Genomic DNA, 17,495 nt, shown 5'->3' on the forward strand with positions numbered 1-17,495 from the left:
GCGCCCGGGCTTCAACTCCTGCGGTTCCCGCATCGCCGCGGCGACCCGTTCCCGGGTCGAATGACACACGGACGTGACAATTCCACCCGAAACGGAGGGGTCGTATAGCCAGCTATATGGATCGATCTGGCGGGCGAGTTCCGCCGAGGTGGAAAGCCTTTACCACGCGCCGCAACTCCGGTCGCGCATGAAGGTACTCGTCACGGACCCCATCGCGGACGCTGGGCTCGAGACGCTCCGAGACGCCGGCCACGAGGTCGTCACGGGCTACGAACTCGCGGGGCAGGACCTGCTGGACGCCGTCGCCGACGCGAACGCGCTGATCGTCCGCTCCGGGACGGAGGTGACCGCCGAGGTGTTCGAGGCGGCCCCCGACCTGCGCATCGTCGGCCGGGCGGGCATCGGCGTCGACAACATCGACATCGAGGCGGCGACCGACCACGGCGTCGTCGTCGCGAACGCGCCGGAGGGAAACGTCCGCGCCGCCGCCGAGCACACCGTCGCGATGACGTTCGCGGTCGCGCGCGACATCCCGCAGGCGCACAGCCGCCTCAAGGACGGCGAGTGGGCGAAGGGCGAGTACCTCGGCCGGGAGGTGAACAACAAGACGCTCGGCATCGTCGGGCTGGGCCGCGTCGGCCAGGAGGTCGCCAAGCGCCTCGACTCGCTGGGCATGGATCTGGTCGTCTACGACCCGTACATCAACGAGGAGCGCGCCGCCCAGTTCGGCGCCGAGCTCGTCGACGACCTGACCGACTGCCTCGCGCGCGCCGACTTCGTCACCGTCCACACGCCGCTGCTCCCCGAGACCGAGGGGATGATCGGCGCCGAGGAGCTGGAGACGATGGGCGACGCGTACCTGATCAACTGCGCGCGCGGCGGCATCGTCGACGAGGACGCGCTCGCTGAGGCCGTGGAGAACGGCCCCGTCGCCGGCGCCGCCCTCGACGTGTTCGCCGAGGAGCCGCTGCCCGCCGACTCGCCGCTGCTCGACGTGGACGACATCGTCCTCACGCCGCACCTCGGCGCGAGCACGGAGGCCGCCCAGGAGAACGTCGCCGTCGACACCGCGAAGCAGGTGCTCGCGGCGTTCGCCGACGAGCCGGTCGTCAACGCGCTCAACGCCCCCTCGGTCGACGAGTCGGCGTTCCCGCGCATCGAGCCGTACCTCGACGTGGCCGACACCGCCGGCAAGATCGCCGCCCAGCTACTGGGCGAGCGCATCTCGGGCGTCGAGGTCCACTACGAGGGCGAGATCGCCGACGAGGACGTGGACCTGGTCACCGCCAGCGCCCTCAAGGGCGTGTTCTCCCCGCTTGAGTACGAGGTGAACGCGGTCAACGCCCCACAGCTCGCGAAGGACCGCGGCATCGAGGTGACCGAGAGCAAGACCCGCCAGGCCGAGGACTTCCAGAGCCTCGTCACGGTGACGGTGAAGGACGGCGACACGGAACTGTCCGTCTGCGGCACCCTGTTCGCCGGCGACGACCCCCGGATCGTCCGCATCGACGGCTACCGCGTCGACGCCCGGCCGTACGGCCACATGCTCGTCGCGCGCAACCGCGACGAGCCGGGCGTCATCGGCCTCATCGGCACCGTGCTCGGCGACGCCGACATCAACATCGCCGGGATGTTCAACGCCCGCGAGACCATCGGCGGCGAGGCGCTGACGGTGTACAATCTCGACGACCGGCTCCCCGACGACGCCGTCGACCGGCTCCTCGGCGACGACCGGATCATCTCCGTGGACCGGATTGTCCTCGACGACGCCGACAACGGTCGCTGAGTACGGTCCCTCGCGTCGTCGACGACGCCGCCAGCGCCGGCCGCTGCCGACCTACGTTCTCCGCCGTAGCCTGTCGAGCAGCCGCGTGAGTATCGACCGCCGTGTGTCGTCCGCTTCGTCCCCGTCGTCCCCGCGCGCGGCGTCGAGCAGCACCTCGTAGCGGTCGACGATCCGCTTCCGCTCGCGTCGCTGCTCGGCCACGCGCTCGCGGAGCCGTTGGTTCTCCCGTCGTAGCTCCGTTACGACCATCGAACGCGGGCGTTCGCCGTCGCGTTCGTCCTCGCTGACGCCGTCGCTGCCGCGGTCCGTACGCTCATCCCCCATGTCACACGATACCGCGTGAACCCGCAAAAAGTTTCGTCGGACGGACAGGTGACGGGTGCTGCTCGCCGGCGCCACACCTCACTTCGCGCCGATGTGTTCCAGCACCGCCTCGGTAGCGTTCGCCACCGGTTCGGGGTCGCCGCCGGCCTCGTAGGCGGCGTCGGGGTCCTTCAGCAGGTGGCCGGTCGTGAGACACACCACGTCCTCGTCGGCGTCGACGACGCCCCGCTCGCGGAGCGTCCGGAGGCCGGCGACCGAGGCCGCGGAGGCGGGTTCGACGCCGACGCCCTCCTGCGCGAGGTCGCGCTGGGCCGCCGTGATCGCCTCGTCGTCGACGGCGACGGCGGTGCCGCCCGTCTCGCGGATCCCGGGGAGCGCCTTCGGCGCGTTCACCGGGTTGCCGATGCGGATGGCGGTCGCGCGGGTCTCCACCGACTCCCAGCGGCGGACCTCGTCGGCGCCGTTCTCGATCGCCTCGACCATCGGCGCGGCGCCGGCGGCCTGCACGCCCGTCAGCTTCGGCACCTCGTCGGCGTCCATCGCGCCGGCGGCGACGAGCTCCCGGAACGCCTTGAACAGCGCCGCGGTGTTGCCCGCGTTGCCGACGGGGAGGACGATCCGGTCGGGGAACGTGCCGTAGTCGTCGCGGAACTCCTCGAGGATCTCGAAGCCGATCGTCTTCTGGCCCTCCAGCCGGAACGGGTTGAGCGAGTTGAGGAGGTACACCTCGCCGCGGTTCGCGAGGTTCTGCACGATGTCGAGGCAGGCGTCGAAGTTGCCGTCGACCTCCAAGATCCGGGCGCCGTGGAGGCTCGCCTGCGCGACCTTGCCGGCGGCGACCTTTCCCGCGGGCAGAAGGACCAGCGTCTCCAGCCCCGCGCGGGCGCCGTAGGCTGCGAGGGCGGCGGAGGTGTTGCCCGTCGAGGCGCACGCGAGGCGGTCGACGCCCAGCTCCTCGGCGACGCGGACGCCGACGGTCATGCCACGGTCCTTGAACGAGCCCGTCGGGTTCATCCCCTCGTGTTTCACGCGCAGGCGGTTCACGCCGAGGTCCTCGCGGAGGCGGGGAACCTCGTGGAGGGGGGTGTGACCCTCGGGCAGCGAGACGCCCTCCTCGAAGGGTAGGCCGGCCGAATACCGCCAGACGCCCTCGCCGGAGAAGTCGTCCCACGTCGGCGGGTCGGCGTAGCGTACCTCCAGCAGGCCGTCGCAGTCGTCGCAGGTGAAGCGGATGTCGTCGAACGGGGCGAACTGCCCGCCGCAGGCGATGCACTCCAGCCAGGCGCCGTCGTCGGCGACCGACGGGGCGTCCTGCGTCGGCGAGTCGAGGGAGAGGCTCATGGAGGGGCGTCGGCCTCGCGGGCTAAAAGTCGGCCGTTCGTGGCGGGTAGTGCCAGCGCGATCCGAGCAGCGCGAGGGCGAACGAAGTGAGCCCCCGACACGAACGGGGACGGCCGACGGCGCCCCCGCCGTCCTTATGGGCGCCCCCCGCCGACACGACGACAATGGACCGACCCGTCGTCGCCGTGATCCTCGCCGGCGGCACCGGCTCCCGCCTCTACCCCGCCTCCCGCAGCGACCGCCCGAAGCAGTTCCTCGCGCTGGGCGACCCGGACGACGACCGCAGCCTCCTCGCCAGAACGTCCGCCCGCACCGGCTTCGCGGACGCGACGCTGGTCGCGACCCGCCCCGAGTTCGCCGACGAGGTGCCCGAACACGCCCCGGAGGCCGAGGTCGTCGTCGAGCCCGCGGGCAAGGACACCGGGCCCGCGATCCTGTACGCGACCCACCGCGCACGCGAGGCGGTCGACGGCGAGCGGGAGCCGGTCGTCGTCGTCCTCCCCGCGGACCACCACGTGCCCGACGGCGACGCCTTCGAGGCGACGATGGCCCGCGGCGCGCGCGTCGCCGGCGACACCGGCCGGCTGGTCGCCTTCGGCGTCGAGCCGACCCGGCCCGCCACCGGCTACGGGTACATCGAACCCGGCGCGGATCGCACCACCGAGCACGGCGCGATTGCCTACCGCGAGCTCGCGGCCTTCCACGAGAAACCGGACGCCGACAGGGCCGCCGAGTACGTCGATTCGGGCTACTACTGGAACGCCGGCATCTTCGCGTGGACGCCCGCGGCGCTGTTCGAGCAGGCGCGGGACACGCCGTTGGCCCCGCTCGTCGCCGAACTCGACGGCGACGACCCGGACCCGGCGGCCGGCTTCGAGGCGGTCGACCCGGTCAGCATCGACTACGCGGTGATGGAGCGTGCCGACCGGGCGGCGGTGATCCCCGCGGCGTTCGCGTGGGACGACCTCGGCGCGTGGGACGCGCTCGACCGGGTCATCGATCCGGACGCGGACGGCAACGTCGTCGCCGGCGACGCCGAGGCGCTCGCGGTCGACGCCGCCGACAACGTCGTCGCCGGCGACGACACGCACGTCTCGCTGGTCGGGGTGGACGGGCTGTGCGTCGTCGCCTACGACGACCGCGTGCTCGTCGTCCCGAAGGAGGACGCCCAGCGCGTCCGCGACGCCGTCGACCGGCTGAAAGAAACGGGAGAGTTCTGAGGCCGGCGAGCGTGCGACGACGGCGGGTAGCTAGGAGTGCAGGCGCCCGCCGTCGACGGGCAGCGCCGCGCCGTTGACGAAGGAGGCGCGCTCGGAGGAGAGGAACGCGACCACGTCGCCCAGCTCGCGCGGGTCGCCGATCCGGTCCAGCGGGATGTCGCTGGCCCAGTCCTCGAGTCCCTCCTCGTAGCTGTCGTACTCGCCGCGGTCGAGCGCGTCCTCGACGAGCTCCTCGATGCGGGCGGTCTCGTGGGCACCCGGGAGCACCGCGTTCGCGCGCACGTCGGGGGCCCACTCCCGCGAGACCGTCTTCACGAGCCCGATCACCGCCCGGCGGACGGCGTTCGAGAGCACGAGGCCGTCGATCGCCTCGCGGACCGAGGTGGACGTGATGCACGTGACCGTGCCCGCGTCGCTGTCGGCCAGGTGCGGGCGCGCCTCACGGAGCGTCCAGACGGCGCTCATCACGAGCGTGTCGAAGGCGCCGTACCACTGCTCGTCGGTCGTGTCGTCGAAGGTGCCCGGCGGGACGCCGCCCGCGCTCGTGACGACGTGGTCGAGGCCGCCGAACTCGTCGACGGTCGCCTCGACGAGCGCGGCAACGTCGTCGCGGTCGGTCACGTCGGCCTCGACCGCGAGCACGTCGCCAGGTTCCTCCGCCAACGCGCCTTCGGCCTCGTCGAGTCGCTCCGGCGTTCGCCCGCAGATCACCACGTTCGCGCCCTCGGCTGCCAGCGACGCCGCCGAGGCGAAGCCGAGCCCGCCCGAACTGGCCGTCACTAGCGCCGTGTTCCCGTCGAGTCGCAGATCCATGCCCGCGGGTTCGGCGGTAGCCTACAAAAAGCCGCCAGAGACGGCAGGACGTGCGCTTATTCGAGGTCGGCCTGCTCGGACCGCCGGACGCGGACGGTTCCGGCGCCGGTGATGCCGACGAGGATCGGGGAGACGACCTCCCGACCCCGGACCGCGTCGCCGGCGTCGTCGCTCACGAGCTTCATCAGGTCCGGCGCGGTGTGGTTCACCTTCACGTCGGCCTCGTCGCAGGCGTCGTACACCCGGTCGGGCACGTCGTAGAGGTCGGTGCCGGCGGCGATCTCGATCCGGACGGGCGCCGACAGCGCCTCGGCGAACGCGACGGTCTCGCGGGCCTTCTCGACGTTGTCGCGGGCGGACGACTCGACGCTCGACACGTTCGCGCGCGAGGTTCCCAGCAGGTCGGCGATGTCCGCCTGCCGGACGTTCCGCTCGCGCAACGCGAGCACCTCCGCCTGCCGGCGGGTGAGGACGCTCCGATCGGCGTCGAAGCCGGCGCGGTCGAGCAGCTCGTCGACGTCGACCGCGTCGAGGCTCCCCTCGTTACTCATGGTAAACGGTGGGTCCGCGGCATACAAAAAGCATAGTACGGACTGTCCAGCCGCGACCCCCGGGGAGAGTCGACGCTACGATCCCCAGAAGTTGTCGCGCGATCCGAGCCGCTCGCCCCGCTTGGCCTCGGTCTCCTCCTCGAACTCGGGGTTCTCGCTCTCGCCGTCGGCGCCCTCTTCGCCCTCCTCGGGCTCGTCGGGGAGCCGCTCGACGACGCGGTTCGCCTTCGCGTGGTTCTGCTTCACCCGGTCGATGCGGACGATCGCCCGCGCGGGCGGCAGCAGGCCGTCGACCATCACGATGAACCCGTCGTCGGTGCGGCCGACGCCCGCGCCGCTCTCGTGGATGTCGTCGACCTCGACGGTGACCTCCTCGCCGGGCTTGACCGGCTGCTGTTTCAGGTCCGAGATGGGCATGTTGTACTCGTTGCACCACTCGGCGCCGCCGCGGTCGCCGTAGTGCTGACAGCCCATACCCTGGATCCGTTCGGAGAACCGGGGGCAGTCATCCGCAAGTGGACAGTCCGCCATACGGAGTGATACCTTCGGCATCGTCTAAACGCTTCCGTCTGCCCGTGTCGCCCCCGTGTGAGCGACAGCGAACCCGACGACTACGGGCGGACAATGGCGACGAGGGGCTTTTGCTCGCCCCGCCCGTACCGCGACCGTGAACCGCCGCGCTCCAGAGCTCGCGCTGTTGACCGGGCTCCTCCTCGCCGCGCCCACCGGCGCGTTCGCGCTGTGGGCGACCGGGGACATCTCGCGGTCGCTGCTCACCGGGGTGGGGCTCCTGTACCCCTTCGCGCTGTACGCGATCTACCACGACGACGACCCGACGACCGTGCTTCCGCCGCGTGCCGTCGCGCTCGCCGGGACGGTGGTCGGGGCCGTGCTCGTCGCGGACGCGACCGTGACCGCGACCGGCGGCGTCGCCGACGCGACGCTGCGGGGAACCTTCCTGGGGCTGGTGGTCGCCGCGCCGGCGTGGGCGTACGCCGTCGGCTACGCCCCCGCCCGATCGCTCCCCGGCGGGCGGGCGATCCTCCTTACCGGTGCCGTCGGCGGCGCGGCGCTGCTGCTCGCGGGCCTCCTCCTCGGGACGCCGTTCGGCGCGGCGGCCGCGCTGCTGGTGTGGGTGTTCGGCGCGCTCGCCGCCCGATCCGCCGGCCTCGCGGTGACCCCGACCGCCCGGCTCGGCGCCGTCGCCGGCGGCGTCGTCCTCGGCGTCGCCGTCCTGTTCGCCGCGCTGATCGCCGGTTCGGTGTCCCTCGCGGCGGTCCTCTCGGCCCTGGCGCTGGCGCTCGCGCCGGCGGTGTTCTACGGGCTCACGGTCGAGACGGCGTCGTTCGAGTGACTGGTGGCCCGGTGTCGTCCGAGTGACCGACGGTCCGGTGTCGTTCGATCGATGCCGACAGTCGCGTCGCTGTCGAGAGTGGCTGACAGGCGGCCCCGCTCGCGGCGTGCCGGAGGACCCGGCGTGAACGCACCGTCGGGCCGCACGCGCTCACGGCTGGCGCCGTTCGCATCGAGGCCTCCCTTTGGTCGGCCTCGCACTCGCTGCCCGGTGCGCATCGGTCGTCAGCGCATCGGCGATGCTGGCCGCGTACTGGGATTTGAAGGTTCGGCCCGGACGGTCCCGGAGTCGGATCGGGGCGCGGTCAGAGGAACTCGGCAACGTCGGAGTACCACATGTCGTGGTGGTCGACGCGGCCGACGCGCTCGGCGATGTCGACCGCCAGCGCGTGCCAGCAGCGCTCGCTCGGGTCGGACGTATCGAGGTTGTAGGTGGCGTCCCGGCAGTCGCAGCCGCCGTCCTCGACGACGTGTTCCTCCCGGTAGCCGACGACGACGGTGAAGTCCCGGTAGCGTTTCACCCGGCCTTCGGCGACCGCCTCGATCGCCCGGCGGCCGCGGTCGCCGTGGAGGGTGATGATCTCGGCGACGACGGGCGGTCGGAGTTCGCCGGCGGTCGCCAACGCCGCGCGCCAGTCCTCGGCCGCGAGGTCGGCGAGCTCGCCCGGATCGAGGTCGGAGTCGTCCGATCCGGCGGACTCCGAGTCGGCGTCAGCAGCGGCTTCGGGCGTCGCGTCCGGGTCGGCGCCGCCGTCGCCCTGCGTCACGTCGCGCCGGTTGGCGTGGCCGGGGCAAAACGCTTCGGTCCCGTCGGGTGACGCGCCGGCCCCGCGGGTGCCCGCCCTCGGGCCGTCAGCACTCGGGTCGTTTCACTCGGGCCGTCCGCGCTCGGACCGATCCCACGTCAGTTAACCGCGCGGGCGGCGCACGTCCGCCAACGATGGAGGTCACGGAGGGCAGCGTCACCGTCGAGGTCGAGGGCGCGCGCGACGGCGCCAGCGAGGGCCGCGCCGACGAGGTGTTCTACAACCCCGAGATGGAGCTGAACCGCGACATCACGGTCGCCGTGTTGCGGGCGTACGCCGACCGCGAGCCGCGCGCGGAGACGTACCTCGACGCGATGGCCGCCTCCGGCGTCCGTGCGACCCGCGCGGCCGCCGAGGGGTGGGACGTGACCGCCGCAGACGTGGACGACGACGCCGTCGCGCTCGCGGAGCGGAACCTCGCGGAGTACGGCGGGGAGGCCGTCCAGCGCGACGCGAACGCGCTGCTGCACGAGGGCTTCTTCGACGTGGTCGACGTGGACCCGTACGGCTCGCCGATGCCGTTCGTCGACAGCGCGGTCGCGGGGACGCGGAACCTCCTGTGTGTCACCGCGACCGACACCGCGCCGTTGTGTGGCGCCCACTTCGAGTCGGGTGTCCGCCGCTACGACACCGTCCCGCGGAACACCGAGTACCACTCCGAGATGGGGCTTCGCGTGCTGATCGGCGCGCTCGTGCGCCGGGCGGCCAGCCGCGACAAGGCCGCGGTCCCGATCTGTTCGCACGTCTCCCGGCACTACGCGCGCACCTACCTCGAACTGGAGGCCAACGCCACCGACGCGACGGCGACGCTGGAGAAGTTGGGATTCGTCCACCACTGCGAGGACTGCCTCGAACGCGACCACGAGTTCGGCCGGCTGCCCGACGTGCCCGAGACGTGCCCGGACTGCGGGTCGAACAGGGTCCTCACCGCGGGGCCGATCTGGCTCGGGCCGGTCGCCGATTCCGAGTTCTCCGAGCGGGTCGCCGACGCGGTGACCGACGACATGGGGGAGGCCAAACGCGCGCGGAAGCTGCTCGACACCGTGGCCGACGAGTTGGACACGCCGACCCACTACGACCAGCACCGCCTGTGCAAGCAGTGGACGCGCCCGGCCGTCGGCATGGACGAGTTCGTCGACGCGCTGCGGGAGGCCGGCTTCGCGGCCTCGCACGCGCACTACTCGGGAACCGCGTTCAAGACCGACGCGACGGTCGCCGAGATGCGCGAGGCGACCGCGGATCTCGGGTAACGAACGACCTCGGCTAATCCGCCGTCTCGGGGAGAGAATCGACTTCGCGGAGGCCGCAACCGCGGGCGCGGCTCCCCCACAGCACCCCGCGACCCGGCCGCCGCTCTCTTTGACCTCGGCCGACAACGCGGTCGGTGTGTCCAACGACGCCCGCGATCCCCCGGCGGCCGGCGGCGACGGAGCCCGGACCGGTCTCGGCGGCCCGGTGGCGGTCGCGGGCGCCGTCGTCAGGGCCGTCCGCGCCGCCGACGCGACGTTCGTGGCGGGGAGCCTCGCGTACTACAGCGGCGTCGCGACCCTGCCGGTCGCGGTGTTGGCGGCCGCGCTCGTCACGCACGCCGGCGACGGCGTCGTCGCCTCGGGGGCCGTCACCGCGGGCGGGGAGCTGTTGACGCCCCGAGGTCGGACGTTCCTCCGGGGGTCGATCGGCGACGTGTCCCGGCGACGCGGGATCGTCGTCGTCGCGGGGGCGTTGGCGTGTTTCTCGGTCGTGCAGCTGTTTCGCGGCCTCGATCGCGCGTTCGCCGCCGTCTACGGGGTGGAGAAACGGGGGGTCCGGTCGCGCGTCCGCGACACGCTGTTCGCGCTCGCCGTCGGCGGCCTCGGCGTCCTCGCGGTGTTGCTCGCGGCGGGGGCGCTGTCGCTGTACACCAACGAGTCGCTCGTGCGCGCGGCTGTGCCCCTCGCCGTGCTCCTGTTGTCGACCGTGGGGCTGTTCCCGCTGTTTTACGCGCTCCCGGCGACGCCGGTGTCGCGCGCGGAGGTGCTCCCGGGGACGCTCGTCGCCGCCGTGGGATGGACGGTCACGGGCGCCGTGCTCGGGGCGTACGCCGACGCCGGCGTCGGCGTCGGGATCTACGGGTCCTTCGGGGGCCTGCTCGTGCTCGTCGCGTGGTTCTACGCTGCGAACCTGCTCGTGCTCGTCGGGGCGGCGACGAACGCGGTGCTGGCCGGCCACGTCTGACCCGCCGTGCGTTCCCGCCGTCCCGTGACGAACCGTGCGCTTTTCTCGCGGTCGCGCGAACACGACGGCGTGGACGCCGAACACGAGTCCGCGGGTGCGACGGGGTCGCTTCGGCGGGCAGCGACGTTCCTCCGCGAGGTCGCCGCGCACACGAGCGAGGAGAACGTCACGTTCCTGGCGGCGGGCGTGGCGTACTACGCGTTCGTCTCGCTGTTGCCGGCGGCGGTTCTGGCGCTCGTCGTCGCGGTGACGGTGGGCGGCCAGCGGCTCGCGGCCGCGGTCGTCGCCGCGAGCGCGGACGTGCTCACCGAGAGCGGCCAGGAACTGCTCGTCGCCGCGCTCGTCGACGGTCCCGGGCAGGGGTCGGTGACGCTCATCGGCCTCCCGCTGACGCTGTGGGGGGCGCTGAAGGTGCTCCGGGGCCTCGACATCGCCTTCTCGCAGGTGTACGGGACCGACAACGCCGTCGGCCTCGCGGACCAACTCCGCGACGCGCTGGTGGTCGCCGCGAGCGTCGGCGGGAGCCTCGCCGCGACGGTCCTGCTCGGGACGGCCGTCGCCGTCGTCGACGTCGGCGTCGTGACGCTCGTCGCGAGCTACCTCGCGCTTCCCGTGCTCCTCACGGCGGCGTTCCTCCCGATGTACTACGTGTTCCCCGACGCCGACGTGGCCGTCCGCGACGTGCTCCCCGGGGCCGTCTTCGCCGGCGTCGGCTGGACCCTCCTCCGGATCGCGTTTCAGGCGTACGTGGAGTTCACCGCCGCCGGCGACGGCGAGGGAGCCGTCTACGGCGTGCTCGGCGGCGTGTTGTTGCTCGTGTCGTTCCTCTACTTCGGCGCGACGCTGGTGCTGGTCGGCGCCGTCGTCAACGTCGTTCTCGCGGACGATCGCGGGGAGTCGCGGGCGGGACGCGCCGCCGGCGACGGCAGAGACCGGCAGGATAAAGGGACGGACACGCGTGCGAAGTGACGAATGAGCGGCGAGACGGCGAGCGCCGGACCGGCGGCCGACGGCGAGGAGGACGACGGCCGTCCGGCGCCCGACATCGGGGAGTTGGACGAGCGCGTCGCCGAGCTCCGCGCGGACCTCGACGCGATCGACGACAGGACAGTGGAGAAGCCGGCGATCGAGGCCGAACTGAAGCGGTACGTCCGCCGGCGGATGCGCCGCGGCCACGCCCGCGGGTGGGGACCGTACCTCGTGTTGCTGTACGGCACCGTGATGACCCTCGGCGCGTTCTACTTCCTCGAGGGGTGGGTCGCGATCGCCGCGATGCTCGTGTTGTTCCTCTCGACGCTGGGACTGTACACGCTGTTCGTCCTCGTCGGCGTCGGGCTGAATCTCGTGTCGGTGCCCGGACGCGCCGTCGACGCCGTCCGGGAGCGACGGTGAGGTGACCCCGTGTTCCGAACCGTCACCAGAAATCTGCTCGCGGTGCCCGACTGGCTCGTCCCGATCGCCGCGGTTCTCACCCAGCTGGGCGACCCGTGGTTCCTCTATCTCGGGCTCGCGCTCCTCTACTGGCTCGCAGACGACCGGCTGGCCGCCAACCCGCGTCGCGTCGGCGCGACTGTCGTCGCCGTCGGGCTCGGCGCCCTGGCGGTGACGGTCGGCCTCAAGAGCCTGTTCGCGTTCCCCCGGCCGCCCGGCGCCGGCGAGGCTGCCGTGCCGCTGTGGCTCCCCGACCTCCTCTCGGACGCGTACGTCAACGCCGCAACCGGCGACGGCTTCGGCTTCCCGTCGGGCCACGCGATCGGCGCGACGATGGTGTACGGCGGCCTCGCGACGTTCCTCGACGTGGGCGACAGACGGACGCGCCGGGGGGTCGCCGCCGGCGTGATCGTCGTCGTCGCGCTCAGCCGGGTCGCGCTCGGCGTCCACTACCTCGCCGACGTCGCGGTCGGGATCGCCGTCGGGCTCGCCGGCCTGTGGCTGTTCGGACGGATCGCCCGCACGGGGTTCCGGCCGAACCCCGACCGGGCGTTCTTCCTCGCGGCCGTCCTCGGCGCGGCGGCGACGGTCGTCGCGGCCGCCGGCGGCCACGGCGGCGAGGTGCTCGAGGCGGGGATCGTCGTGGGCGGCGGGCTCGGCGGCTACGCCGTCTGGCGGGTTCGCGGCACCGACCCCGCGCCGGTCGGCGCCGTCGGCACCGTCGCCGGCCTGGCGCTCATCGCCGCCGTGTTCGGCGGTGCCTACGTCGTCGCCTCCGCCGGGCTCCCGTACGTCTTCGGCGTCGTCCCCGACACGACCCCGTTCCGCCTGCTCGCGGTCGTCCCCCTGTCGTTCGCCGGCGTCGCGCTCGTCGTCGCGTGGCCGACGATCGTGGACCGGATTCGGACGGGCGACGCGGACGAGTCGGAAGGCGAGTCGGTCGCGGACCTGATCGCCGAGGCCGAGCCCAACGCGGACGGTCCGGAATCCGAGCGGTCGGAGTGAAGACGTCGGGGACGGGGTGAGGGCGCCGGCGACGGAGTAAAGACGCCGCCGAGGGGTCGGTCTTGTGAGTGGAGCGCGGTGGCGACCACGGAGAAACGCCGAGGCAGTGGCAAAGAACCGCAATAATCGGCACGGGGAGAACCGAGTCGGGTTCGGAGCCGGGACGGCGACCGGGTCGGGCCCGTCACCCGCCGTCGCGGCTCAGAACTTCTCGAGGTAGCGGTCGAGCTCCCAGTCGGAGACGTCGACGCGGTAGTCGTCGTACTCGGCGGTCTTCGCCTCGACGAACTTCTCGGCGACGTGGTCGCCCAGCGCCTCCTTCACGAGCTCGTCCTCCTCGAGCGCGTCGATGGCCTCGCCGAGGTTCGACGGCAGCGTGGTGATGCCGTACTCCTCGCGCTTGGCCTCGTCGAACTCGTAGATGTTCTCGCGGACCGGGTCGTCGCACTCGAGCCCCTGCTCGATGCCGTCGAGGCCGGCGTGGATGAGCACGGCGAACGCGAGGTACGGGTTACACGAGGGGTCGGGGAAGCGCGCCTCGATGCGCGAGGCCGCCGGCACGCGTGCGGCCGGCTTGCGGATGAGCGCCGAGCGGTTCCGGTCGGACCACGCGACGTAGACGGGCGCCTCGTAGCCGGGCACCAGCCGCTTGTAGGAGTTCACCGTCGGGTTCGTCACCGCCGCGAGCGCCTCGGCGTGTTCGAGGATCCCCGCGGTGAACTGCTTGGCCTCCTCGCTGAGGTCGAACTCGTCGTCGTCGTCGTGGAACGCGTTCTCGCCGTCCTCGGTGAACAGCGAGATGTGCGTGTGCATGCCCGAGCCGTTGATCCGCGGGATCGGCTTGGGCATGAACGTCGCGTGGAGGTCGTGCTGGGCGGCGATGGCGCGCACGACGGTGCGGAAGGTGCCGACGTTGTCGGCGGTCGTGAGGGCGTCGTCGTACTCGAAGTTGATCTCGTGTTGGCCCTCGGCGACCTCGTGGTGGGACGCCTCGATCTCGAAGCCCATGTCCTCCAGGCCGTAGATGATGTCGCGGCGCACGTCGCTGGCGAGGTCCTTCGGCGCGAGGTCGAAGTAGCCGCCGGCGTCGTTCGTCTTCGTCGTCGCGCGGCCGTCCTCGTCCTCCTCGAACAGGAAGAACTCCGGCTCGGGCGCGGCGTTGACCTCGTACCCCATCTCGGCGGCGCGATCCAGCGCGTCCTTGAGGATGCCGCGGGGGTCGCCCTCGAACGGCTCGCCCGTCGAGGTGTTGATCACGTCGCAGATGAGGCGCGCCGCGCCGCCGTCCTCGCCCTCGCGGGTCCGCCACGGGAGCACCGAGAACGTCTCGGGGTCCGGTTTGAGACGCATGTCCGACTCCTGGATGCGTACGAAGCCGTCGATCGAGGACCCGTCGAAGTAGATGCCCTCGGTGAACGCCTTCTCCGCCTGCGTCGCGGGGACGGAGACGTTCTTCACCGTCCCCAGGATGTCCGTGAACTGAAGGCGGAGGAAGTCGATGCCCTTCTCGTCGATCTCGTCGATGACGTCCTGCTCGACGGCGCTGAGCCCGCCGTCCGGCTTGGTGTTACCGTCCGTCATGTTGTGACGTTTGACTCCATACACTCCCGGTATATAGGAGTTGACGGTCAGTGCAATTTCCCCTTCCGCTCTCTCGTAGTGGACATCCGTCAAATTCTAATGGGGGGAACCCGTGGTCGAGTGTAATGACGTACGAAAACCTCGATGCCAAGCTCGTCAACGCGCTGTTAGGGAACGGTCGTGCCAGCCTCCGCTCGCTGGGCGAGGACCTCGACGTGTCGGTGACGACCGTCTCGAACCACCTCCGCGATCTCGAAGACGAGGGCGTGATCGAGGGGTACACCCCGCGGGTGAACTACGATCGGCTCGGCTACGACGTGACGGCGATCGTCCAGCTGAAGGTGGAGGGGAGCGCGCTGCCCGACATCGTCGACCGCCTCCGCGAGCAAAAGCAGATGGTCTCCGTCTACGAGGTCACCGGCGACTACGACGTCATCGCGATCGGGAAGTTCCGTGACACCGACGAGATGAACGAGGGGATCAAGGGGTTGCTCGCCGACCAGGACATCCGCGAGACGAACACCTCGGTCGTGCTCAACACCGTCGTGGAGAACGCGCAGTTCGACCTCGACGTCCAGGAGTGAACCGTCGCTCGCGGCGCTCGACGCGTCCGAGCGTGTGAGAAGCGGTAGCGAGCCGACCGACCGCCGAGTTTACACCATGAACTCGGTCACGTTGTCCATGTCCGTCCGACAGAACGGGCAGCGGTACCGGGTCGAGAATCCGCCGGACTGGGCCGTCGTCTTCGCCTCGAGTTCGTGCATTCCGATCTGACGGCCGCAGTCGGGACAGTTCACCTTTGGCACGTCCGAGTGACACGGTCACATACGCATAAATCCCGGTACCGTACCGCAGAGAGAAATCTATTAGTACATGCACTTCCGTGAAGGTTGTCGGCTCGATGCCGCACGGCGCCGAGGGCGCTACCGTGCCGGTCGTGTGAGACAGATCCCCACACGAGCGGTCCAGACGGCTCCTGATCGGACCCCATGACTTCGGGTGGAGCGGCGGGGCGGTCCACGTTCGTTATCGCGGTCGGTTGGGGCGTTCCTCGTGCTCTCTGGGCGGCGCGCCCGCGAGCGCGCCGTCTTTCTGCCGAGGCGCGTTTCGTGGGCGGCGCGGCACAAGGACCGCGCCGCCGTTCTACCGAGGCGTTCGGTCGCTCGCTACGCTCGCTCCCTCACGCCTCGCCGTCCTCGAACGTAAACGTCCCGTCCCGCTGAACGACCTCGCCGTCCAGCTCGATCACGGAGTCCTCGCTCATGTCGACGATCATGTCCACGTGCTCGGCGGACTCGTTGACCTCGTTGCCCTCGCCGACGGTGTCGGGGTACGCCGACCCGACGGCCATGTGGACGGTGTCGCCCATCTTCTCGTCGAACAGCATGTTGTACGTGAAGCGGTCGATGGCGCGGTTCATCCCGATGCCGAGTTCCCCGAGGTAGCGCGCGTTCTCGTCGGTGTTGAACACGCCCTCCAGCACCTCCTCGTTGCGCTCGGCGGAGAATTCTTCGACGCGGCCGTCCTCGAAGGTGAGCCGCACGCCCTCGATCTCGCGACCCTGGCGGTACAGCGGCAGGTCGAAGTACACCTCGCCCTCGACGCTGTCCTTGACCGGCGCGGTGAACACCTCGCCGCCCGGGAGGTTCGCCTTCCCGTCGTCGTTGAGCGCGGTGTTGCCCGCCACCGACATCGTGAGGTCGGTCTCCTCGCCGGACTTGATCCGGACCTCCTCGGCGTCGTCGATCAACTCGACCATCTGCCGTTGGAACTCCGCCTGCGCCTCCCAGTCGAGACTGACGGCGTCGTACACGAAGTTCTCGTACTCCTCGGTGCTCATGCCCGCGAGCTGGGCGTGCCCGCTCGTCGGGAACTGCGTGAGACACCACGTCTTCGAGAGGCGCTCCCTCTGGACCGGCCGGCGCGCGCGGTTGTACTCGGCGGTCGTCTCGGGGTCCACGTCGGCCTTCTCGGAGACGTTGCCGCCGCTGCGGGCGATGACGAACGCGTCGGCCTCCTCGTAGAGGGCCAGCTCGTGCTCGGGCAGCTCGAAGTCGTCCTCGCGGGCGCGGAGGTACGCGCGGGCGGCGCGCTGGGAGTTGTTCAGGTAGACGGGGTTCGCGCCGATGTCGCCGGCGTACTCGTGGAGGGCGACCGCCAGGTCCTCCGCCTCGGCGGGGAGCTGGATGACGAGATCGTCGCCCGCCTCCAGTTCGATGGAGTGGTCGACGATAGTCTCGGCGTGCTCGCGGATTCGCGGGTCCATGTACGGCGCTTGCCGGCCGCCCGAGTAGGGGTTTCGGTCCCGGCGCGACGCCGACGGCCCGCCCCGGTCGGCTTACCCGTCGCGTCGGACCGACTCACCCGTCGGGTTCGACCCGTTCCAACACGACGCCGTCGGCGAACGCCCCGCGTTCGGCCGCCTTCTCGCGGCGGAGTCGCTCGATCCGGTCGCGGTCGCGACGCCCGACCAGCGCGTCCAGCACCGCCGACAGGTCCGCGAGTTCGGCGTCGACGGACTCCTCGGGGTCCTCGGCCGCCTCGCGTGCTTCGGTCGCCTCCTCGACGAGCTTGTCGAGGAGGTAGCGGTCCAGTTCCGCCCCGTCGACCGTCCGCGTGACGGGCCGCTCGCCGTCCGCGCGGATCACGTCGGGGATGTCGTCGCGGACGAGCTTGTCGTACTCGACCGTGCTCGCGTCGTCGTTCACGGGCACACGAACGGCGAGAACGGGTGAAAGTCGGTTCGGTCGCGGGGCCGGGGTCGCCGGGGAGCCGGAGCGCTACGGCCCGCCGTAGCCCTGCTCGGTCGCCCACTCGCGAAGCTCGGCGTACACGTCCTCGCGGTCGTCGCGGTCGCCCGAGGCCAGCACGCGATACCGCTCGCGCTCGCGGTCCTCGACGACGGCGACCGACTTCGCCTCGGTCGTGATCAGCATCGCCGGCACCACCTCGGTCCCGGAGCGTTGCGCGATCACCTCGTGGTGGGCCTCGACGATCCGGTCGGACTCCGTCAGCCCGCGGACCTGCGCGGCGCCCATCGGGTACGGGAGCGAGTTGATCAGCGACATCG

The 17,495-nt window shown here is 71.3% G+C and carries 18 protein-coding genes and 1 pseudogene; 8 read left to right on the forward strand and 11 right to left on the reverse strand.

The genetic code is table 11. The annotated features are described in order from the left end of the window. Window positions 1-187: 187 nt before the first annotated feature. Complete coding sequence (gene serA / locus K6T50_RS09790; protein ID WP_222606426.1) at window positions 188-1,786, forward strand: phosphoglycerate dehydrogenase; 1,599 nt, start codon at window positions 188-190, stop codon at window positions 1,784-1,786. A gap of 51 nt (window positions 1,787-1,837) precedes the next feature. Here serA and K6T50_RS09795 read toward each other — a convergent pair whose 3' ends face one another. Then, window positions 1,838-2,110: a hypothetical protein gene (locus K6T50_RS09795; RefSeq protein WP_222606427.1), complete on the reverse strand. Its 273-nt coding sequence runs from the start codon at window positions 2,108-2,110 to the stop codon at window positions 1,838-1,840. 78 nt (window positions 2,111-2,188) lie between these two features. After that, complete coding sequence (gene thrC / locus K6T50_RS09800) at window positions 2,189-3,451, reverse strand: threonine synthase (RefSeq protein WP_222606428.1); 1,263 nt, start codon at window positions 3,449-3,451, stop codon at window positions 2,189-2,191. Window positions 3,452-3,615: 164 nt separating this feature from the next. Here thrC and K6T50_RS09805 point away from each other — a divergent pair, with 164 nt between their 5' ends. Beyond that, window positions 3,616-4,671, forward strand: a complete 1,056-nt coding sequence (locus K6T50_RS09805; RefSeq protein WP_222606429.1) for a mannose-1-phosphate guanylyltransferase — start codon at window positions 3,616-3,618, stop codon at window positions 4,669-4,671. A gap of 30 nt (window positions 4,672-4,701) precedes the next feature. Here K6T50_RS09805 and K6T50_RS09810 read toward each other — a convergent pair whose 3' ends face one another. The 3 genes from K6T50_RS09810 to K6T50_RS09820 form a co-directional block, all read right to left on the reverse strand. Further along, the gene (locus K6T50_RS09810; protein WP_222606430.1) at window positions 4,702-5,484 is read right to left on the reverse strand and encodes an SDR family oxidoreductase; all 783 of its coding nucleotides are present in this window, start codon (window positions 5,482-5,484) and stop codon (window positions 4,702-4,704) included. 56 nt (window positions 5,485-5,540) lie between these two features. Beyond that, the gene (locus K6T50_RS09815) at window positions 5,541-6,035 is read right to left on the reverse strand and encodes a Tfx family DNA-binding protein (protein WP_222606431.1); all 495 of its coding nucleotides are present in this window, start codon (window positions 6,033-6,035) and stop codon (window positions 5,541-5,543) included. Between the two features lie 75 nt (window positions 6,036-6,110). Then, on the reverse strand, window positions 6,111-6,566 hold the full coding sequence (locus K6T50_RS09820) for a TRAM domain-containing protein (RefSeq protein WP_222606432.1): 456 nt from the start codon (window positions 6,564-6,566) through the stop codon (window positions 6,111-6,113). Window positions 6,567-6,702: 136 nt separating this feature from the next. Between K6T50_RS09820 and K6T50_RS09825 the strand changes: the two genes are divergently transcribed. Further along, window positions 6,703-7,389 carry a hypothetical protein gene (locus K6T50_RS09825; RefSeq protein ID WP_222606433.1) on the forward strand — a complete coding sequence of 229 codons (687 nt, stop codon included), beginning with the start codon at window positions 6,703-6,705 and terminating at the stop codon, window positions 7,387-7,389. A 304-nt stretch (window positions 7,390-7,693) separates the two neighbouring features. Here the strand turns inward: K6T50_RS09825 and K6T50_RS09830 are convergent, their stop codons facing one another. Next, the gene (locus K6T50_RS09830; protein WP_222608884.1) at window positions 7,694-8,011 is read right to left on the reverse strand and encodes a hypothetical protein; all 318 of its coding nucleotides are present in this window, start codon (window positions 8,009-8,011) and stop codon (window positions 7,694-7,696) included. Window positions 8,012-8,328: 317 nt separating this feature from the next. Between K6T50_RS09830 and K6T50_RS09835 the strand changes: the two genes are divergently transcribed. From K6T50_RS09835 to K6T50_RS09850, 4 genes and pseudogenes are all read left to right on the forward strand, one after another. Then, entirely contained in the window at window positions 8,329-9,444 is a 1,116-nt protein-coding gene (locus tag K6T50_RS09835; RefSeq protein ID WP_222606434.1) for a tRNA (guanine(26)-N(2))-dimethyltransferase, read from the forward strand. Between the two features lie 136 nt (window positions 9,445-9,580). Continuing rightward, entirely contained in the window at window positions 9,581-10,408 is an 828-nt protein-coding gene (locus K6T50_RS09840) for a YihY/virulence factor BrkB family protein (protein ID WP_222606435.1), read from the forward strand. A 69-nt stretch (window positions 10,409-10,477) separates the two neighbouring features. Beyond that, a pseudogene (locus K6T50_RS09845) lies at window positions 10,478-11,800 on the forward strand (YihY/virulence factor BrkB family protein). Between the two features lie 9 nt (window positions 11,801-11,809). Further along, window positions 11,810-12,844: a phosphatase PAP2 family protein gene (locus K6T50_RS09850; protein ID WP_222606436.1), complete on the forward strand. Its 1,035-nt coding sequence runs from the start codon at window positions 11,810-11,812 to the stop codon at window positions 12,842-12,844. A 201-nt stretch (window positions 12,845-13,045) separates the two neighbouring features. Here K6T50_RS09850 and glnA read toward each other — a convergent pair whose 3' ends face one another. Beyond that, window positions 13,046-14,425, reverse strand: a complete 1,380-nt coding sequence (gene glnA / locus K6T50_RS09855; RefSeq protein WP_222606437.1) for a type I glutamate--ammonia ligase — start codon at window positions 14,423-14,425, stop codon at window positions 13,046-13,048. A 125-nt stretch (window positions 14,426-14,550) separates the two neighbouring features. Between glnA and lrp the strand changes: the two genes are divergently transcribed. Continuing rightward, entirely contained in the window at window positions 14,551-15,009 is a 459-nt protein-coding gene (gene lrp / locus K6T50_RS09860; RefSeq protein WP_222606438.1) for an HTH-type transcriptional regulator Lrp, read from the forward strand. A gap of 69 nt (window positions 15,010-15,078) precedes the next feature. On the opposite strand, the gene K6T50_RS09865 is transcribed toward lrp, so the two are convergent. From K6T50_RS09865 to K6T50_RS09880, 4 genes are all read right to left on the reverse strand, one after another. Next, complete coding sequence (locus tag K6T50_RS09865) at window positions 15,079-15,231, reverse strand: hypothetical protein (protein WP_222606439.1); 153 nt, start codon at window positions 15,229-15,231, stop codon at window positions 15,079-15,081. 374 nt (window positions 15,232-15,605) lie between these two features. Beyond that, window positions 15,606-16,691: an aminopeptidase gene (locus K6T50_RS09870; protein WP_222606440.1), complete on the reverse strand. Its 1,086-nt coding sequence runs from the start codon at window positions 16,689-16,691 to the stop codon at window positions 15,606-15,608. 94 nt (window positions 16,692-16,785) lie between these two features. Continuing rightward, complete coding sequence (locus K6T50_RS09875) at window positions 16,786-17,133, reverse strand: nucleoside triphosphate pyrophosphohydrolase (RefSeq protein WP_222606441.1); 348 nt, start codon at window positions 17,131-17,133, stop codon at window positions 16,786-16,788. A gap of 72 nt (window positions 17,134-17,205) precedes the next feature. Next, entirely contained in the window at window positions 17,206-17,493 is a 288-nt protein-coding gene (locus tag K6T50_RS09880) for a DUF7964 domain-containing protein (RefSeq protein ID WP_222606442.1), read from the reverse strand. Between the last annotated feature and the right edge of the window lie 2 nt (window positions 17,494-17,495).

Source organism: Halobaculum magnesiiphilum, assembly GCF_019823105.1.
In the GTDB taxonomy this organism is placed as follows: Archaea; Halobacteriota; Halobacteria; order Halobacteriales; family Haloferacaceae; genus Halobaculum; species Halobaculum magnesiiphilum.